The 14,052-nt window shown below is 49.6% G+C and carries 14 protein-coding genes; 13 read left to right on the top strand and 1 reads right to left on the bottom strand.

Translation table 11 applies throughout. The features are described from left to right. Position 1 precedes the first annotated feature (1 nt). The 10 genes from ACJJI0_RS05380 (at position 2) to ACJJI0_RS05335 (ending at position 11,339) form a co-directional block, all read left to right on the top strand. The gene (locus tag ACJJI0_RS05380; protein ID WP_444885003.1) at positions 2-397 is read left to right on the top strand and encodes a hypothetical protein; all 396 of its coding nucleotides are present in this window, start codon (positions 2-4) and stop codon (positions 395-397) included. Positions 398-399: 2 nt separating this feature from the next. Then, entirely contained in the window at positions 400-5,715 is a 5,316-nt protein-coding gene (locus tag ACJJI0_RS05375) for a Hint domain-containing protein (RefSeq protein WP_444885002.1), read from the top strand. Between the two features lie 8 nt (positions 5,716-5,723). Further along, positions 5,724-6,107 (top strand): hypothetical protein, encoded by a 384-nt coding sequence (locus ACJJI0_RS05370; RefSeq protein ID WP_444885001.1) that lies wholly within the window; start codon positions 5,724-5,726, stop codon positions 6,105-6,107. Between the two features lie 230 nt (positions 6,108-6,337). Beyond that, positions 6,338-6,742 (top strand): hypothetical protein, encoded by a 405-nt coding sequence (locus tag ACJJI0_RS05365; RefSeq protein ID WP_444885000.1) that lies wholly within the window; start codon positions 6,338-6,340, stop codon positions 6,740-6,742. A gap of 102 nt (positions 6,743-6,844) precedes the next feature. Continuing rightward, positions 6,845-7,129, top strand: a complete 285-nt coding sequence (locus ACJJI0_RS05360) for a hypothetical protein (protein WP_444884999.1) — start codon at positions 6,845-6,847, stop codon at positions 7,127-7,129. Positions 7,130-7,208: 79 nt separating this feature from the next. Next, entirely contained in the window at positions 7,209-8,006 is a 798-nt protein-coding gene (locus ACJJI0_RS05355; RefSeq protein WP_444884998.1) for a hypothetical protein, read from the top strand. A gap of 84 nt (positions 8,007-8,090) precedes the next feature. Next, positions 8,091-8,489: a hypothetical protein gene (locus tag ACJJI0_RS05350; protein ID WP_444884997.1), complete on the top strand. Its 399-nt coding sequence runs from the start codon at positions 8,091-8,093 to the stop codon at positions 8,487-8,489. Between the two features lie 202 nt (positions 8,490-8,691). Then, positions 8,692-8,874, top strand: a complete 183-nt coding sequence (locus ACJJI0_RS05345; RefSeq protein ID WP_444884996.1) for a hypothetical protein — start codon at positions 8,692-8,694, stop codon at positions 8,872-8,874. A gap of 150 nt (positions 8,875-9,024) precedes the next feature. Beyond that, a complete protein-coding gene (locus tag ACJJI0_RS05340; protein ID WP_444884995.1) occupies positions 9,025-9,444 on the top strand; it encodes a hypothetical protein in 420 nt (139 codons plus the stop codon). A 578-nt stretch (positions 9,445-10,022) separates the two neighbouring features. Then, positions 10,023-11,339, top strand: coding sequence for a hypothetical protein (locus ACJJI0_RS05335; protein ID WP_444884994.1), 1,317 nt, complete (start codon positions 10,023-10,025; stop codon positions 11,337-11,339). A gap of 57 nt (positions 11,340-11,396) precedes the next feature. Here the strand turns inward: ACJJI0_RS05335 and ACJJI0_RS05330 are convergent, their stop codons facing one another. Further along, positions 11,397-11,738 carry a helix-turn-helix domain-containing protein gene (locus ACJJI0_RS05330; protein ID WP_444884993.1) on the bottom strand — a complete coding sequence of 114 codons (342 nt, stop codon included), beginning with the start codon at positions 11,736-11,738 and terminating at the stop codon, positions 11,397-11,399. Positions 11,739-11,952: 214 nt separating this feature from the next. Here ACJJI0_RS05330 and ACJJI0_RS05325 point away from each other — a divergent pair, with 214 nt between their 5' ends. From ACJJI0_RS05325 to ACJJI0_RS05315, 3 genes are all read left to right on the top strand, one after another. Beyond that, on the top strand, positions 11,953-12,162 hold the full coding sequence (locus ACJJI0_RS05325) for a hypothetical protein (protein WP_444884992.1): 210 nt from the start codon (positions 11,953-11,955) through the stop codon (positions 12,160-12,162). A 117-nt stretch (positions 12,163-12,279) separates the two neighbouring features. Further along, positions 12,280-12,669, top strand: coding sequence for a LexA family protein (locus ACJJI0_RS05320; RefSeq protein WP_152451359.1), 390 nt, complete (start codon positions 12,280-12,282; stop codon positions 12,667-12,669). Continuing rightward, positions 12,670-13,923, top strand: coding sequence for a Y-family DNA polymerase (locus ACJJI0_RS05315; RefSeq protein WP_444884991.1), 1,254 nt, complete (start codon positions 12,670-12,672; stop codon positions 13,921-13,923). Positions 13,924-14,052: the final 129 nt, after the last annotated feature.

The following is a 14,052-nucleotide window of genomic DNA, read 5'->3' as shown; positions in this document are numbered from 1 at the left end:
CATGCTTATTGAATACACACCTACACGCTTATTGGTGGGTGATGGCAGTAATTACAAAATTGAAGCCAAGCTAAAACGTTATGACTGCAACGACCGACCGGAGGGAAAGGAACACAAGGCGCTCAGTGGTAGAACGGAATACACAATCTACCGCCTCGAAGAGGAATATTCTTGTCAGACAGTACCGCTAAGCCTCACCCATACAGAGTTAGCGCGTTGGCGAGAGTTCAAAAGAAGCTGTGCCTTTGGTGAATTCTTCAGCTTCGATGCTTACGGCACTGCTGACACGCCTGATTTTCCCCAACAAGTTCAACTGAAATACAAATCCTTCAAAGAAAAGCGCGAGAAAGACGGCCGCTTTATTTTTTCTTTTACTACCGTTCAAGTCATGGCTTAACTATGCGCAATAACTCAGAAACTTTTGACCTGCACAACCAGGCAGCACAGCGGGAGCTGCGCCTGGTGATTGAGATTGGTTTTGATCTGCCGCTGTATATCACCAGTCACAACGATATTCCCAGTCTTCCTGCCAATGCCGTGCTTGGTGCACTGAAAAAATGCAGTGCCACCAGCCAGAGAATAATTCCCGAGCAGGGCCGCGCAGAGATTGGGGCTATCTCCTTTGAGGTGGTGGATCTCGGTGCGCAACTTTCTTATGTGCTCCGTGATGAGTTGGAACAAGGGAACGGTATCAAGGGCCGCACAGTACGTTTGTACCAAGGCTTTGCTGGGCTCGACTGGGATGATTTCCGTTTGGAGCAAACCCAGATTGCCGAGGAATCCATTAGCTACGCCGAGGGTGTTTACCGAGTGCGCTGCCGGGATATTCAGCGAGAGATGCGCCGCGATATTTTTGTGCCCAATAGCACACGCCTGGCTGCCAATTTCCCTAAATCGAGTAGCACCCTGTGGGTATTCGATACCAGTTATTTTGAACCTAATCCCCATACCGCGGCTTATGGTGATGCCCCTAACCAATCGGTCTACTACCTGAAGATTAAATATCAGGACGGTTTCGAGATTGTGCGAGCCACCGGGAAAACAGGGAATAGTTTCACCGGCTGTACTCGTGGATTGTTCGGCACCTTTGCCCGAGACCATGCCTTGCCAGAAGACAGCGGCGATGAGAGTGGCGTTGAAGTGGAGGAGTTTGTCTATCTGGAAGGCCCTGGCCCCCAGCTTGCCTATGCACTGCTGACCGGGAAGATTCTCGGCACCAATAACGTACTGCCCAGCAACTGGCACCTGGGCATAGATCCCGCCTTTGTGGTGTTGGATGAGTTCGAAAATATTGGCGCCGACTGGTACAAGCCCAGTGACCACCGCAAAGGCAAGATCCTGCGCTTTGATGGCCTGGAAAAAACCGACGGCAAAAAGTTTATCGAGGCCGAAATCAATTTATTGCTCGGTGCCTTTATGCCAGTCAATGCCGCCGGCCAGCTGGGGTTTCGCCGTATGGCTGGAGTGCTGGCTGAATCCGGTACAGTGGCCACCATCAGTCCTGTTGATGTCAGTAGCCTGGGCGAACTCAAATACAACTTAGCCGGGGTAAAGAATGCCTTCTCGGTGCAGTGGAGTTGGTTTGAGCAGCCGGGATTCGATGGCAAATTCCTGCGCTCCAACAACCTCATTGATGCGGACTCTATTGCGACCCATGGCGAGGCCAAGCCGCTCGCTCTGAAATTTCGGGGACTGCACAATTCCCGGCATACCTATACCACCCTTAAAAATACCTTTGATGCCCTGCGCGATCGGTTCGCCGGGCCTCCCCTTACTCTGCGCCTGGGATTATTACCTAGCAAAAACGATCTGGAAGTGGGCGATATCGTGCGGGTCAGCCTGCCGCAATTGCGCGATCACAGTATTCGCGGAGATCGGCCGCTGCAGTGGAATTTCAGCAGCGGAAAAGAGGGGTGGTCTGGCATTGGTGAGGGTTCCAAAATCCAGACCAGCACTGCCGGCGGTGTGCTCTCTGTTACTTGCAAGGCTCAAGACCCGTACTTTGTTCGCGGCATTCCTGTTGCTGAGCAGTTTACTGGCGCAGATGTTCCCTATGTAAAAATTCGCCTACGCCGCACCAGTGCCGAGCCTATTCCTGCGGGATCTAATTTTTTCTGGCGCGATGCCGCCACTAGCACCTATCACAATGTGGATATTAGGGGTGAAGTTGATCGGCTGAACACACTGCCGGTGAATACTTGGTATGAAATAGCCCTTGATCTGTCGGGTAACACCAGCTGGACCGGTAATACGATCGAATATATTCGCTGGGATATTGGTAGCAACTGGGTAGCTGACTGGTCCTTTGACGTGGACTATATCCGCCTACTGCCTACTTTGGGCCTCGATGGATACAGTCTTGATCGCGCCATGGAAGTACAGCGCTTCAATGTCGATCAGGTCAGCGGAGCAGTGTCGGTCGATTTATTTGGCAGCTACCAGCCTGCATCAGCGGTGCCCGACCAGCCCAGCGGCAGCAGCTCCAGCGGAGAGCTTCCCGACAGCTGGTATAGCGCAGAGGGCACCGAGATGACCGCCGCCGGCCTCGCTATCGATACCAGTGGCTTCCTCACCGCTAACGGCACTCTATACGGTGCGGATAACAGCCGCACGATATTTTATTACCTGGGAGACTTAACCATCCCCGCAGGCCGCACACTTTTTGTTAGTGACAATGTTGAATTACATGTGCGCGGCGTTCTGCAAATAGACGGTACTTTGCGCGGGGTTCCCAGTAATGGGGGGCGTGGTTTTCTGGGCTCTTGTCGCGGTGGTGGTGGGCGGGTATCTGGAATTGGCGCCACCAACCGCACTATGTACAACCGTATTCGCGGCCAAATTGTGGTCGGTCGCAATTCCGTCATGCCACCGCTCAATATTGAGAATAATGGCGGAGAGCTGCAAGGTATCCCCGAGGATATGCGCGGTACCGGCGGCGCCCGTGGCGGAAATAGTTATTACTACCTGCGCGGCGATCAGAGCTATGAAAATAGCGGCTACGGTGGTTCCGGCGGGCAAGGTGGGGCGAGTCTGGTAATCGTCGCACGGGGTATCGCCCTGGGTGTGAGTGGAACCATTAATACCTCTGGGGGAAATGGCAGTGGCGGCAGTCTGGGAACTGGTATCCAGAAGATTCCCGGCGGTAGTGGTGGCGGTGGTGCGCCTGGCGGTATTGTTTTATTAGTGGACGGTACCCAAAACCCCATGCCGGTGCTGACCAATAGCCGCATAGTGGCCTGCTATGGCAGCAGCCCGAGCAGCCCCGGTACTGCCGGCCAGGGGGGCACCTGCTTAGGCACAGCGGCCGCACGCGTATTATTTGTGCCCAAATCCCGCACACCCTATCCAGATCCAGAAGATCCCGCGCTAGACCCAGACTTACAGGCTGCGCTTGAGATTGCAGAGGAAGCCAAGGTCGATGCACAAGAGGCCCTTGAAGATCTCGGCAATATCTCTGCAGACGGCGTTCTTCATATCAATGAAAAACTGCAGCTGATCCGCGAATACAACCAGTTAATAAACGATCAAGTGAAGCTGGATGCGCTGGCCAGCAATTTCGGCACTGCACTCGATGCCAAACGGGCGGCGTTTACGAATGCTTTGACCGCGCTGACAAGCTATCTGCAAGGGTTAACCCCGGCCTGGGATAACCGCCAGGAAAATACCCCGGTAAGCCGCACCCTATTTGATAGCAATTGGACCTACGCCTACGACCAGAAAACAGCGCTGTATAGTGCCGTAGCGGAGGCGACGCGCACCAAAGCCTTTGACGCTACCCGCAATATCATTGGCTATGACGAGGCCAGCGGACAATTCACCGATGACGGTATCTTAATCGGCAATATGCAAAGCGTACGCAAGGCACAGTTGCGCGCGCAGCAGGCTTCGGGCTCTGTATTTTTTGAGGCGTTTACCGATACCACGGCTGCCGATGATTGGGTGGTCTATACCGGTTCGCCGGCTGGCTATACCTATCAAGTACATTCAAGTTCTGATGCACACGTGACTGGTGGCAATGTGTTGCGCATTGGACAGGATGACAAGGCCTCTAATGCTTGGCTTGAGTATAAAGAGCGATTCCCTTTTGATGCTGACAAGCTTTATCGAATTAAATTTCGAGTATTAATGGGACCTGGTGGCGATGCAGACCGCTCTCTGTATCTGGGTATTAATTGCTTTGATAAAGATGGCAAGCGGGTCAATGCCAGCGGCAGTGAGACGCATTCGGGCTCCCATTATATCGCTGCGCCTGGTGTAAAGGCGTCTGGTGTGGGCTGGAAAGAATACACCGCATACTTTCAGGGCCGAACAAGCGGCAATGCCAGCTACCAATCCACAGTGGGGCACAACACCATAGCCCAGCCGGCCCAGCTGCAGGCGAACGTTCGGCAGTTCACGCCGATGATTATTGCCAACTACGACGCGACCAAGAAAGGGGCGACCCTGATTGATTATGTGCGCATCGATACGGTTGAGCCCACCGGCAACGGCCTTTATTTAAAGATCAATAGCAATTCGAGCCTGGGCGATAATGCCAGTCCGGGGGAAGCGCGGTTGTGTGGCTTTGATGCCAATGGCAACCCCGTTGGCACTCTGCCGAGCTGGTTTTACTGGGGTGGCAAGCGGATAAAAATTCCACCGGTGGAATTAAATCCAAGTCTTGGAGGCCTGTTTTATATCGTCACCGATACGGATGGAGTTTGGATCTCAGCGGGTTCGGCCTTGTCGGTATCCATTGAGCGCGGAGCCTATAGATACCACTATTACGATGGCGCCAGCTCAACAACCAAGCGCGGCTATTTCTCATCAATAGAGAACAAGCTGATTATCGGAGAGATTTTCCTTTCTGGATCGGAAGTCGTTAAAAGCGGTGGTATTTACCAAAATCCGCGGCCATTGGGTGGGTTCTCTGCATATCTCAGTGGCCTTAATGAAAAAGGCGCTATCAATGAACAGCGTAGCCTTCCTCATATCCAGTCCGGTATCTCTTCCATCACTAGCGGGGGCGCGCCGCTTACCGCGAGAGATGACGGCTCTACTGCGAAAATTACGGTTGCCTCGCATACCGTGCAGTATGGATTTGGGGCGGTCTCCTATAACAGCGGCAGCATTACCGGCCTGTCATTTTCCAGAAAATATTATGTGTATTGCGATGATGAAGGTTATGAAGGCGGCGCAGTAACTTATAAGGCCACCACAAGTTTTACCGTCCTGGCTGCAAATACCCACCGACGCTATGTAGGGACAATCACGACCCCATCGAATGGCGGCGGCGGGACCATACCGACAGATCCCTGGTGCGTAGACTATGACACCTTGCTGCCGGATGGCCGCTACGTGCGAGACCTACAGCCGGGGGATTTAGTCGAGTGTATCGATGTTGTTACTGGTGAACGTGGAATGTTCCCGCTACGCGCAATGGGTTCCGGTAAGGAGATGTGTTACAGCCTGCGCACCCCTGAAGGTGCGGAAATCTGGCAATCGGAATCCACACCCATGGACCTGCCGGACGGCTCAATCGTGCGCACCCCGCACATGCTAGGCAAGCCGGCGTATGTGCTGTGCCATGGCGCTTCTCAATTATCGACGGTTACAGAAATCCGCAAACTTGGCCCGCGGCGCGTGCTAAAGCCTGATTTTGGCGATCGCATGTTTTTCGCCGGCCGCCAGGCAGAGCTAACCATTGCAACCCACAACGCAAGACAAAAACCTTAGGAGGCACCATGCCCAGCTTTTCCCCGAAAACCGTGCCAGGTCTTGAAGCCTGGCAGTTCCCCTTCACCATCGACGACGGCCACAGCGCCGGCACTATTGTGCGCGCAACGGTAACGCAAACTACCGAACCGGCCTCCACTGAGGCCAAAGCCGCCGCGGTTTTAAAATGCACCATTGCGGTTATTGATGACCAGAATAAAGTGCAGATTGACGGCGCTGGGGACGAAATGACTAGCGTGTATGTAACGACCAAAACCCTGCAGACTGATGCCGGGCAGGCCATCAATGTTGCCGACCATGCTGCCGATCTTGTAGCCGACTGTATTGTTGAAGTGGCGAACCGCCTAGCCGTACATAGTTCTATTGCGGCTATGGCGATTCCTAGCGGGTGATACTGGCTTCGGTTTTCAGTAGTGGAGAGAGCGTGTCGCCGGTGCGAAGGCCCGAATTATAGAGCCATGGCTTACATCTACAGAAAGGTCCCCCTAACTTATTGATTTAATTATGGGTAAAATGTGTTCAAGAGCGGGAAGTTGAACCAGGCGTCTTGAGCCAGTGGCTCACTATTCCTGGTTACTATTTAGACAGTGGTTTATAACCTGCTGTAAATAAGGACTTTTTTGTGGAGCTTGAAGGCTCCATCCCAGAAATAGTAGCCAAATGGATAGTGAGCCACTGGCTCTTTAATAAACTGTTATGTGTCCTAAGTATGAATGACGAAGAAATTAATAAGTTGCTTGATGCAGATAAGAAATATTCTTTGCCACAAGTGGTTATGGATAGAGAGTTCGCTCTTGGCCTTGTTAGCTCAAATGACCCAAGCTTTTTGAGCAAAATTCCACAGCCTTACCGGGATGGCGTTATCGATATGGGCGTCACCTTAGAAGGAGAGTGGTTAGAGTTTTCTAGCAATGGGTGTGTTGACTACTCGGAGCATTTGCCGGCATTAAAGTCCCTGGTGAAACAATATTTAGAATCGGTGCCTTTAGGGGAGTATATAAATTTCAAGCATGCTAAAAACACATAACAAGGTGGTGTTGTGCGCACCACATAAAACGCGGTGCGGGACGGCTACGCTATCGCTCCGCCGCCCCAAACCATGGCGTTATGTTTTCTGAGTGGCTGAAACATGGATCAAAAGGATGCCCAAATAAAGATTCTTGCTCAGGCTGTTTATGAGATGCGCTTGCTGCTTAGTGATCATCTTGGTAGCACTGATGAAAATATGCTCTGTGAGAGTGTATCTGCGCATTTAGCTTATGCATTACATAATGAAGCCTTGGCAATAATTGAGGATCGCCCTGAAGATTTCGATATAAATAAAGCAATCGAAAGTATCAAAAAGGTCGATGAAAGATATGGGGAGCAATTCGGGAATAGATTTGAGGAGCTTGTAAGTGCGACCAAAACATAACAAGCGCAGGTTGCCTGACTGGTTTTCCGCTGCGCTCCAAACCAGCCGCAACTGCGGGCGTTAGGCACTAGTCATGGTCATGAAGATCTATCACGAAACAAATTCTTTTCTAGAAGAGTGTTTTCATACGCTGGAAGCGCCAGTGCCACCTCCTTCGGCTATAAAGCAAGGGAAGGGCTGGGTTCTTCGATATGATGAAAAGTACCATTGTCTTGAGCTAGCAATTGTTCAAAAACTTGCCCGATATATTAGTGGTTTAAATGCGTCGTTATTGTTGCTTGAATCTGGTTATACGCAAGAGCTTGGAGCTATCTTTCGAACACTGGACGAATTCCAAGAAGATATAGTGTTTCTTGCCTTACCTATTGTAGGTGGTATTGAAATAACGGAAACACACAAAAAGTACCTTGAACAGTTTTTTCAGGAGGAGTTTGATAACCCAGGGAATGCAATTCTCTCTACACAAAAGAGGGATACAATCCCAAGGAAGAAAATTTGGGCTGTCATAGCTAATTCTGGCCAAAGTGGCCTTAACCCTCACGATCAGCGAGAGGTGTCGCGAACCATTAGTCAGATATATAGTGGCTATGTCCACGGGGCCTCTTGCCATATATGCGACATGATCGGTGGTGATCCATTACATTACTTTCTGTCAGGTATGGCTGGCACACCTCGTCAAGCAGAATTTGCGTATAACTACTGGGACTACACATATCGCGGTCTTATTTCAGTCGTGTTCGCGGCCAAAGCACTAGGTGAGGCAGAGATCGTTGAACGGGGCTACAAATTTATTGAGTACTTTGAAGCAACAACGGACGATACTGGGAGCGGCGATCCTGAGAAACTCATGAAAAAGGTCAAACGTAAAAATGCCTAACAAAGCCATCAACCATCGCCAGCAGAACTGGCTGGACCTCCGCACTGCGTGCTCCGGCCGGTTATGGCGGCGTTAAGGCAAATAATGAATAAAGTCTTCCTCTTTATGCTGATGCTTAGTTGGTCTGTAATTGCAAAGGCAACAGATCAGAGTAGTTTCAACGGCTATTTAGTTTACGATGAAGAGTGGGTCGGGTTTTATCACTGTGGAGGTGATGTATACGGCTTAGATGACAGTAGCGATCTCGATATTTACTCTATGTACCAAAAAGAGAAGTCAGGTTTTAGGAAGCTTCTATATGTCGAGCTAATAGCAGAAGTCACGAATAATGGGATCTATACTTTTGGGCTATCCTCACCGCCGAGAGACATAAATCTCCGTATTACTAAAATTATAAAAACTGAAAACCACGACTCTCCAAAGTGTAGTATTGCTTCTGAAGCAACGATAATTACTATTTATGATGAAGCGCCAGATGCCTAGTTTCTTGTGGCAAAGTATAACGGGTACTGAAGCCGGGGCCAGGGTCCTTGTCGTCTTAACAAGGTGCGGCAGACCGACGTCTTATTTTGTGCATTTTTTGCCCAGTTGCTACGCTCCTATTTTCGTGCAAAAAATGCACAAAGTAAGCCGCCGCTGCGCACGGCGTTATGTGTTCCTAAAAAATTAGAAAGAGAAATATTCAATGAACGTGGTATTTAGGGTAGTACTCATTGTCGCTTGCTTCTTTGCAGCAATAGCTTGCTATGTCTTCGGTGTTCCCGTAGGAGGCATACTCTTTGTCATTCTCGGGATAACTTTCGAGGGCCTATTCTGGGCAGGAATATTTGGAAAAAAGAAGAAAGTATCAAACCCGGAATCAAAATAGATAACGCCAGACCGATGCAAAGATCTTTAGCGTCAATGCTATAAACTGAAAATGGGTAGTTCCAATGGAAAGCCAAGCACATAACCAGGCCCAGCAAAAGGATACGCTGAAAAGCGCCCGCCTTTGTGGGCAGCGTTAAAGAGAAAATCTATGCGTACTCTGAAATTGTTATTGCTACTTGTGTCCCTACCATGCATGGCAGAAACTTATCTATGTACTTCAGAAAATGAAACTGGATATTTTTACAGCGGCAAGACAGAAAAATGGGAGCAAGGTATATTTAAAGGAAATCAATTTCTTTTAAAGCCATTAGAAAAAGAAGATAAGAAAGGAGGTGAAGAATATGGAGTGTACGAAACGAATGAGGGGACACTCATATTCCGCTGTCAATATTGGTTTCCTGAAATAGGCATGGCACATTGTGGAAACAAAAATGACTACCATTTCAAGTTTGCCAGGAAGTCAAAAAACAAAGGAACATTTATCTCAGCCGATTTAGGTGTTCAATTTCTGGCAGGCAATACTGCAGCCGCACCAAGGGTAGGAATTGGTGAGTGCATCAAGCTTTAATAAGGCCAAGCACTACAGCCCTGCTTTTCAGGGCTCGGACCTCCGTTCAGGCGCTTCGCGCCTCCACTGCGGCCCGTGTTGGCGGCGTTAGATTTAAGTGCGGGAAATTTATGAGACGCATATCTTTGAAACCGATATTCATTTACCTGACTTTGTTATTGTTGGTTCCAGCTACCTCTTCAGCTTCCTTTATTGACAGAAACACTTTTGAAAACCATATCAAATCAGATAGTACTAGTACTGATATATACCTCAATTCGGTGATGGAGGGCTTACTTTGGTCCAACGCAGCGCTAGAGGGCAGAGGCGAGAAAAAGCTATTCTGCCTGGCTATTAAGCTTAATACTCAAAACTACTTAAATCTTATAGACGACGAGTATGCTTTTCGAGAAAAATTGAATGGTAGTAGAGTAGAAATGCCGCCAGGATTTGCCCTACTAAGAGCACTTCAAAGGAAATTCCCCTGTGATTAACGCAGAATTCAAATTTAACAAGTCACTGCAACGGAACGCTGGCGCGTCTGTTGAGTGAGGCGTTAGGGCGCCAGTCAAGAATGAAGCAGGACTATAAGGATTGAGATGTACGAATTTTCGGTTGAGCAAGCGGCTAATAATATTCATGATCACCGGACGAAAGAGTATTTTCGTGAGGTGATGAATAACTATTTTAATGGAAACCACAGGTCTGCACTTGTAATGCTGTGGACCGTAGTTATTTGTGACCTTGTCTATAAGCTGCAATATTTAAAAGATATTCATGGTGATGAAAAAGCAGAGTCGATCCTTAATGAGATGTCAGAGTTTCAAGAGAAAAATCCTGCAAACCCTAAATGGGAAGAGAATCTCTTAAAAGAGATATTTTCACGAACAAGTTTGTTAGAAGCGCATGAGCTTGATTCTTTGCAAGCATTGCATCGGCACAGGCATTTGTCAGCTCATCCAGTGATTAGTAAAGCCGACATTTTGTTTCGACCCAATAGAGAGATGGTTCTTTCAGATATAAGAGTTGCACTGGACTCTGTATTAACTAAACCCCCGATTCTAACTAAGCAGGTTTTTACCGAGCTAGCCGAAGATCTGGAGAAAGTAAAAGATCTGTTCGCAGAAAATAGCCAACTCAAAAGGTATCTAGAGTCCAAATATTTTAAGAATTTAAATGAAGAAGTTTCAGCTCAAATATTTAAGTCCTTATGGCGAGTAACCTTCAAGATTGAAGACGAACGGTGCAATGAAAATAGAATCATTAATTCCCGAGCCGTAAGAATACTTTTTGACCGAAATCGTGAAACATTAACCGAATATATCAGAAACAATTCCCCATACTTCAGTGAAATATCTGACGGCGGGCCATTGCGGCAGGCAGTGTTCTTCTTGGGTGATTACCCTCACTTGTTTAATCTTCTGAGTGAGGCGACCAGGGAGGTGGTTTCTGCTAAAGCAAAATCGGATGTAGATTTGCTAGCCGTTTCATATTTTCTCAGCAAAAATATCTCTGAACACATAGACATGCTCATTAATTTGATAAAAGCGAATCACGCATGTTCTTTTGGCGGGACACATAAAATACACATCAACCACATTCATGATCTCATGAGGCATGCTGAATCAGCTGGTATAAAAAGTCGCATTAACAAACTACTGGTAGTAATGTATGTAAATGCGACAAACTTCGACGCTGCTGATTCGCTCTTTTCTCAATTTATTAAGCCTCATATCAGTAAATTCGATAAAGCTGATATCGAACTTTTGATCGAAGGTATTGGAAATAATAACCAGACGCACTGGCGCGGCCGAGCTGACAGTGATCATGAACTCGTTGTAGAGCGAGCTATGAAGGTGATCGATGAATTTGATGTTTCGGAGTACCAATTCCTTCCAGAACCAGAAGAGCCCTAACAAAGTGCTGCTAGGGATAAACCTACGCTCCGCTCCGGTTTGCCCCAGAGCACGGCGTTATTGCCTCCCTTTCCAAAGCTGATAACTACTCTCAATCACTCGGTGAATATGCCGACGAAACTCCTGCGGCAGCTGCGCATATAGACGAGCTATAAGTGGCGGAAAGGGAATCTGTGCAAAGTGGTGCAGGTTCTCGGCTCCGTACACCTCGGCCAAAGTAATCCCCACCGCCTCACACCAGGCCGGCAGTAGCTCCGCCAGTATCTTCTGCTTGCCTGTTTCCATTTTCGAAACTTGAGATGGCCCCAGCCCCAGCTGCCTGGCCAACTGTGTGATCGTCATCCCCTTCAATTTCCGTGCGTTGCGCAGGCGTTTGCCCAGTGTCCCGGCCTCAAACATCTAGCCGTTTCAGCTACTCCTGTAATAACAAATTTTTGATTTTCGAAATAAAACCGCATTTTGCATTGCTAAATTAGAAATAATCCAGAATATCCGTTTATAAGCTGAGAAATAGTTAGTAGTGTCCCGGTGTTTGTCGCCAAAAGCCCGAATAAAGTGCTGAATTCGTTCGGCGGCATTAGTGAGGATTTGTAGTTCCTACAGGAGGTGGACCATGCCAATGACTGCTCACATTCAACAACTTCACCACGTCAACAATCTATGTGCCGGCCTGGAATGGGTCGCGGATTGTCCCAATCAGAGTGCGCGCACCGCCTTGCTGCAGCTGATTGGTGAGGAGGTGGGGTTCGTGCTTCAAGGCGTTATCTGCGCTTATGAGCAAAAGATCCCAGGGGGAAGACCTGCAGTTGAAGAGCCTGCCTGATTGCTTTGTAGAGCCGGTGCCGTGAGTGGTACCGGCCTCATAGTCATCCATTGCCCTTGCCGGTTGCTACCCTCTAGCAATAAACTGTATGTATATACAGTATCTAGGGTTTCCAGAATGAAGCTTTCCCCACTCTACGGCCACGGCATTGCCTGTGGCTTTCCCTCTCCCGCCGATGACCACAAGGAGGCGGCCCTCAGCCTGGATGAGCACTTGATCAGCAAGCCGGCGGCGACCTTTATGGCGCGAGCGAATGGGGATTCCATGATGGGGCTCGGTATCTTCGATAAGGATTTATTGATTGTCGATCGCTCGCTAAAGCCTACCCATGGCGATGTGGTGGTGGTGGCCCTGGATGGCCAGCTCACCTGCAAGGTGCTGGACCAGCAGCAGGGGCGGCTGCTCTCTGCCAATGATGACTACGCCCCGATCCCAATTTGGGAAGGGCAGGAATTGATTGTGGAGGGGGTGGTAAAGGCTTCGGTGCGTTACCACCGGCCGCGCTGAATGCTAGTACTGGTGGATTGCAACAGCTGCTACGCCAGCTGCGAGCAGATATTCCGGCCGGACCTGCGCGGGCGCCCAGTGGTGGTGCTCTCCAATAACGACGGCTTTGTAGTGGCGCGCTCCAAGGAAGCAAAGCTATTGGGCATCGGCGACCTGGAACCTTTCTTTAAGGTTCAGCACCTGCTGCGCGCACACCGGGTGGCGATCTTCTCCAGCAACTACCCACTGTATGGCGATATTTCCCACAGGGTAATGACTACTCTGCGCGAGTTCGGCCCCAATGTGGAGGTCTATAGCATTGATGAGATGTTCTTGGACCTGCACGGGCTGCAAGAGGATTGGCAGGACTACGGCCGCAAGATCCGTAACACGCTCTGGCGCAATATCCGTATGCCTGTTGGTGTGGGTATCGCCCCCAGTAAGACACTGGCCAAGCTCGCCAACCGCGCGGCCAAGAAAATCCTCAAGTGCGATGGTGTCTGTGCGCTGGACACGCCGGAGAAGTGGCAGTGGATGCAGCGCCGTACCGCTGTGAATGATGTGTGGGGCATAGGTCGCCGCCTTACCAAGCGCCTAGCAGATTTCGGCATAGAGACGGCCTATGACCTGGCACAGGCCAACCCAAAAATCTTGCGCCGCCGTATCAATGTGAATATTGAGCGCACTATTGAAGAATTGAACGGGATTGCCTGTCTGGGCCTGGAGGAAGAGCCCCCAGCGAAGAAACAGATCTATTGCACCCGCTCTTTTGGTGAAAAGCTCACCGAGCTAGCGCCGATACTACAGGCCGCCACCCTCTACGCCAGCAGGGCCGCAGAGAAACTGCGCGCGCAGAAGTCGCTGGTAAAGTCGATCCATCTATTCCTGCACACCTCACCCCATGAGCCCAACTACTACAGCCGCAGCGCCGTAGTGCAGACCCCATACCCCACCGACGACACGCGGGTAATTGTGCGGCTGGTGAGAGAAACTATTGCCGATTTATACCGCCCCGGCTGCCGCTTTATGAAAGCAGGGGTTGGGCTAATCGAGATAATCCCCTGCGCGCTCGGTCAGGGTGATTTGTTCACCCCTGGGCAATCGCTTAGGGCAGGGCAGACCATGCAAGCGATGGACCGAATCAATAAAAAGTTTGGTCGCGGGACTTTGTTTCTAGGGGCCGAAGGCATCCAGAAAAAATGGAAGATGCGGCAGGCGTTTACATCGCCTGCCTATACCACTCGGTGGGGGGATTTGCCCAAAGTGACAACATGAGATGATTGTACCAATTAGATCCCGAGAGCTTTGATACTTTGCAAAGCCTCAACAGGTTGAGTTTAGGGTGCCTGTATAAATATACATGAATTATTTAAGCGCCAAAAAATGTCTAAGATTTGCTCCTAA

It is taken from the genome of Microbulbifer mixtoriginis (SeqCode), from assembly GCF_052466695.1.
This window is presented reverse-complemented; position numbering and strand designations above follow the sequence as displayed.

Coding starts and splice junctions, on each gene's coding strand:
- ACJJI0_RS05380 (WP_444885003.1), top strand. CDS start 2: ATGCTTATTGAATACACACCTACACGCTTATTGGTGGGTGATGGCAGT.
- ACJJI0_RS05375 (WP_444885002.1), top strand. CDS start 400: ATGCGCAATAACTCAGAAACTTTTGACCTGCACAACCAGGCAGCACAG.
- ACJJI0_RS05370 (WP_444885001.1), top strand. CDS start 5,724: ATGCCCAGCTTTTCCCCGAAAACCGTGCCAGGTCTTGAAGCCTGGCAG.
- ACJJI0_RS05360 (WP_444884999.1), top strand. CDS start 6,845: ATGGATCAAAAGGATGCCCAAATAAAGATTCTTGCTCAGGCTGTTTAT.
- ACJJI0_RS05355 (WP_444884998.1), top strand. CDS start 7,209: ATGAAGATCTATCACGAAACAAATTCTTTTCTAGAAGAGTGTTTTCAT.
- ACJJI0_RS05350 (WP_444884997.1), top strand. CDS start 8,091: ATGAATAAAGTCTTCCTCTTTATGCTGATGCTTAGTTGGTCTGTAATT.
- ACJJI0_RS05345 (WP_444884996.1), top strand. CDS start 8,692: ATGAACGTGGTATTTAGGGTAGTACTCATTGTCGCTTGCTTCTTTGCA.
- ACJJI0_RS05340 (WP_444884995.1), top strand. CDS start 9,025: ATGCGTACTCTGAAATTGTTATTGCTACTTGTGTCCCTACCATGCATG.
- ACJJI0_RS05335 (WP_444884994.1), top strand. CDS start 10,023: ATGTACGAATTTTCGGTTGAGCAAGCGGCTAATAATATTCATGATCAC.
- ACJJI0_RS05330 (WP_444884993.1), bottom strand. CDS start 11,738: ATGTTTGAGGCCGGGACACTGGGCAAACGCCTGCGCAACGCACGGAAA.
- ACJJI0_RS05325 (WP_444884992.1), top strand. CDS start 11,953: ATGCCAATGACTGCTCACATTCAACAACTTCACCACGTCAACAATCTA.
- ACJJI0_RS05320 (WP_152451359.1), top strand. CDS start 12,280: ATGAAGCTTTCCCCACTCTACGGCCACGGCATTGCCTGTGGCTTTCCC.
- ACJJI0_RS05315 (WP_444884991.1), top strand. CDS start 12,670: ATGCTAGTACTGGTGGATTGCAACAGCTGCTACGCCAGCTGCGAGCAG.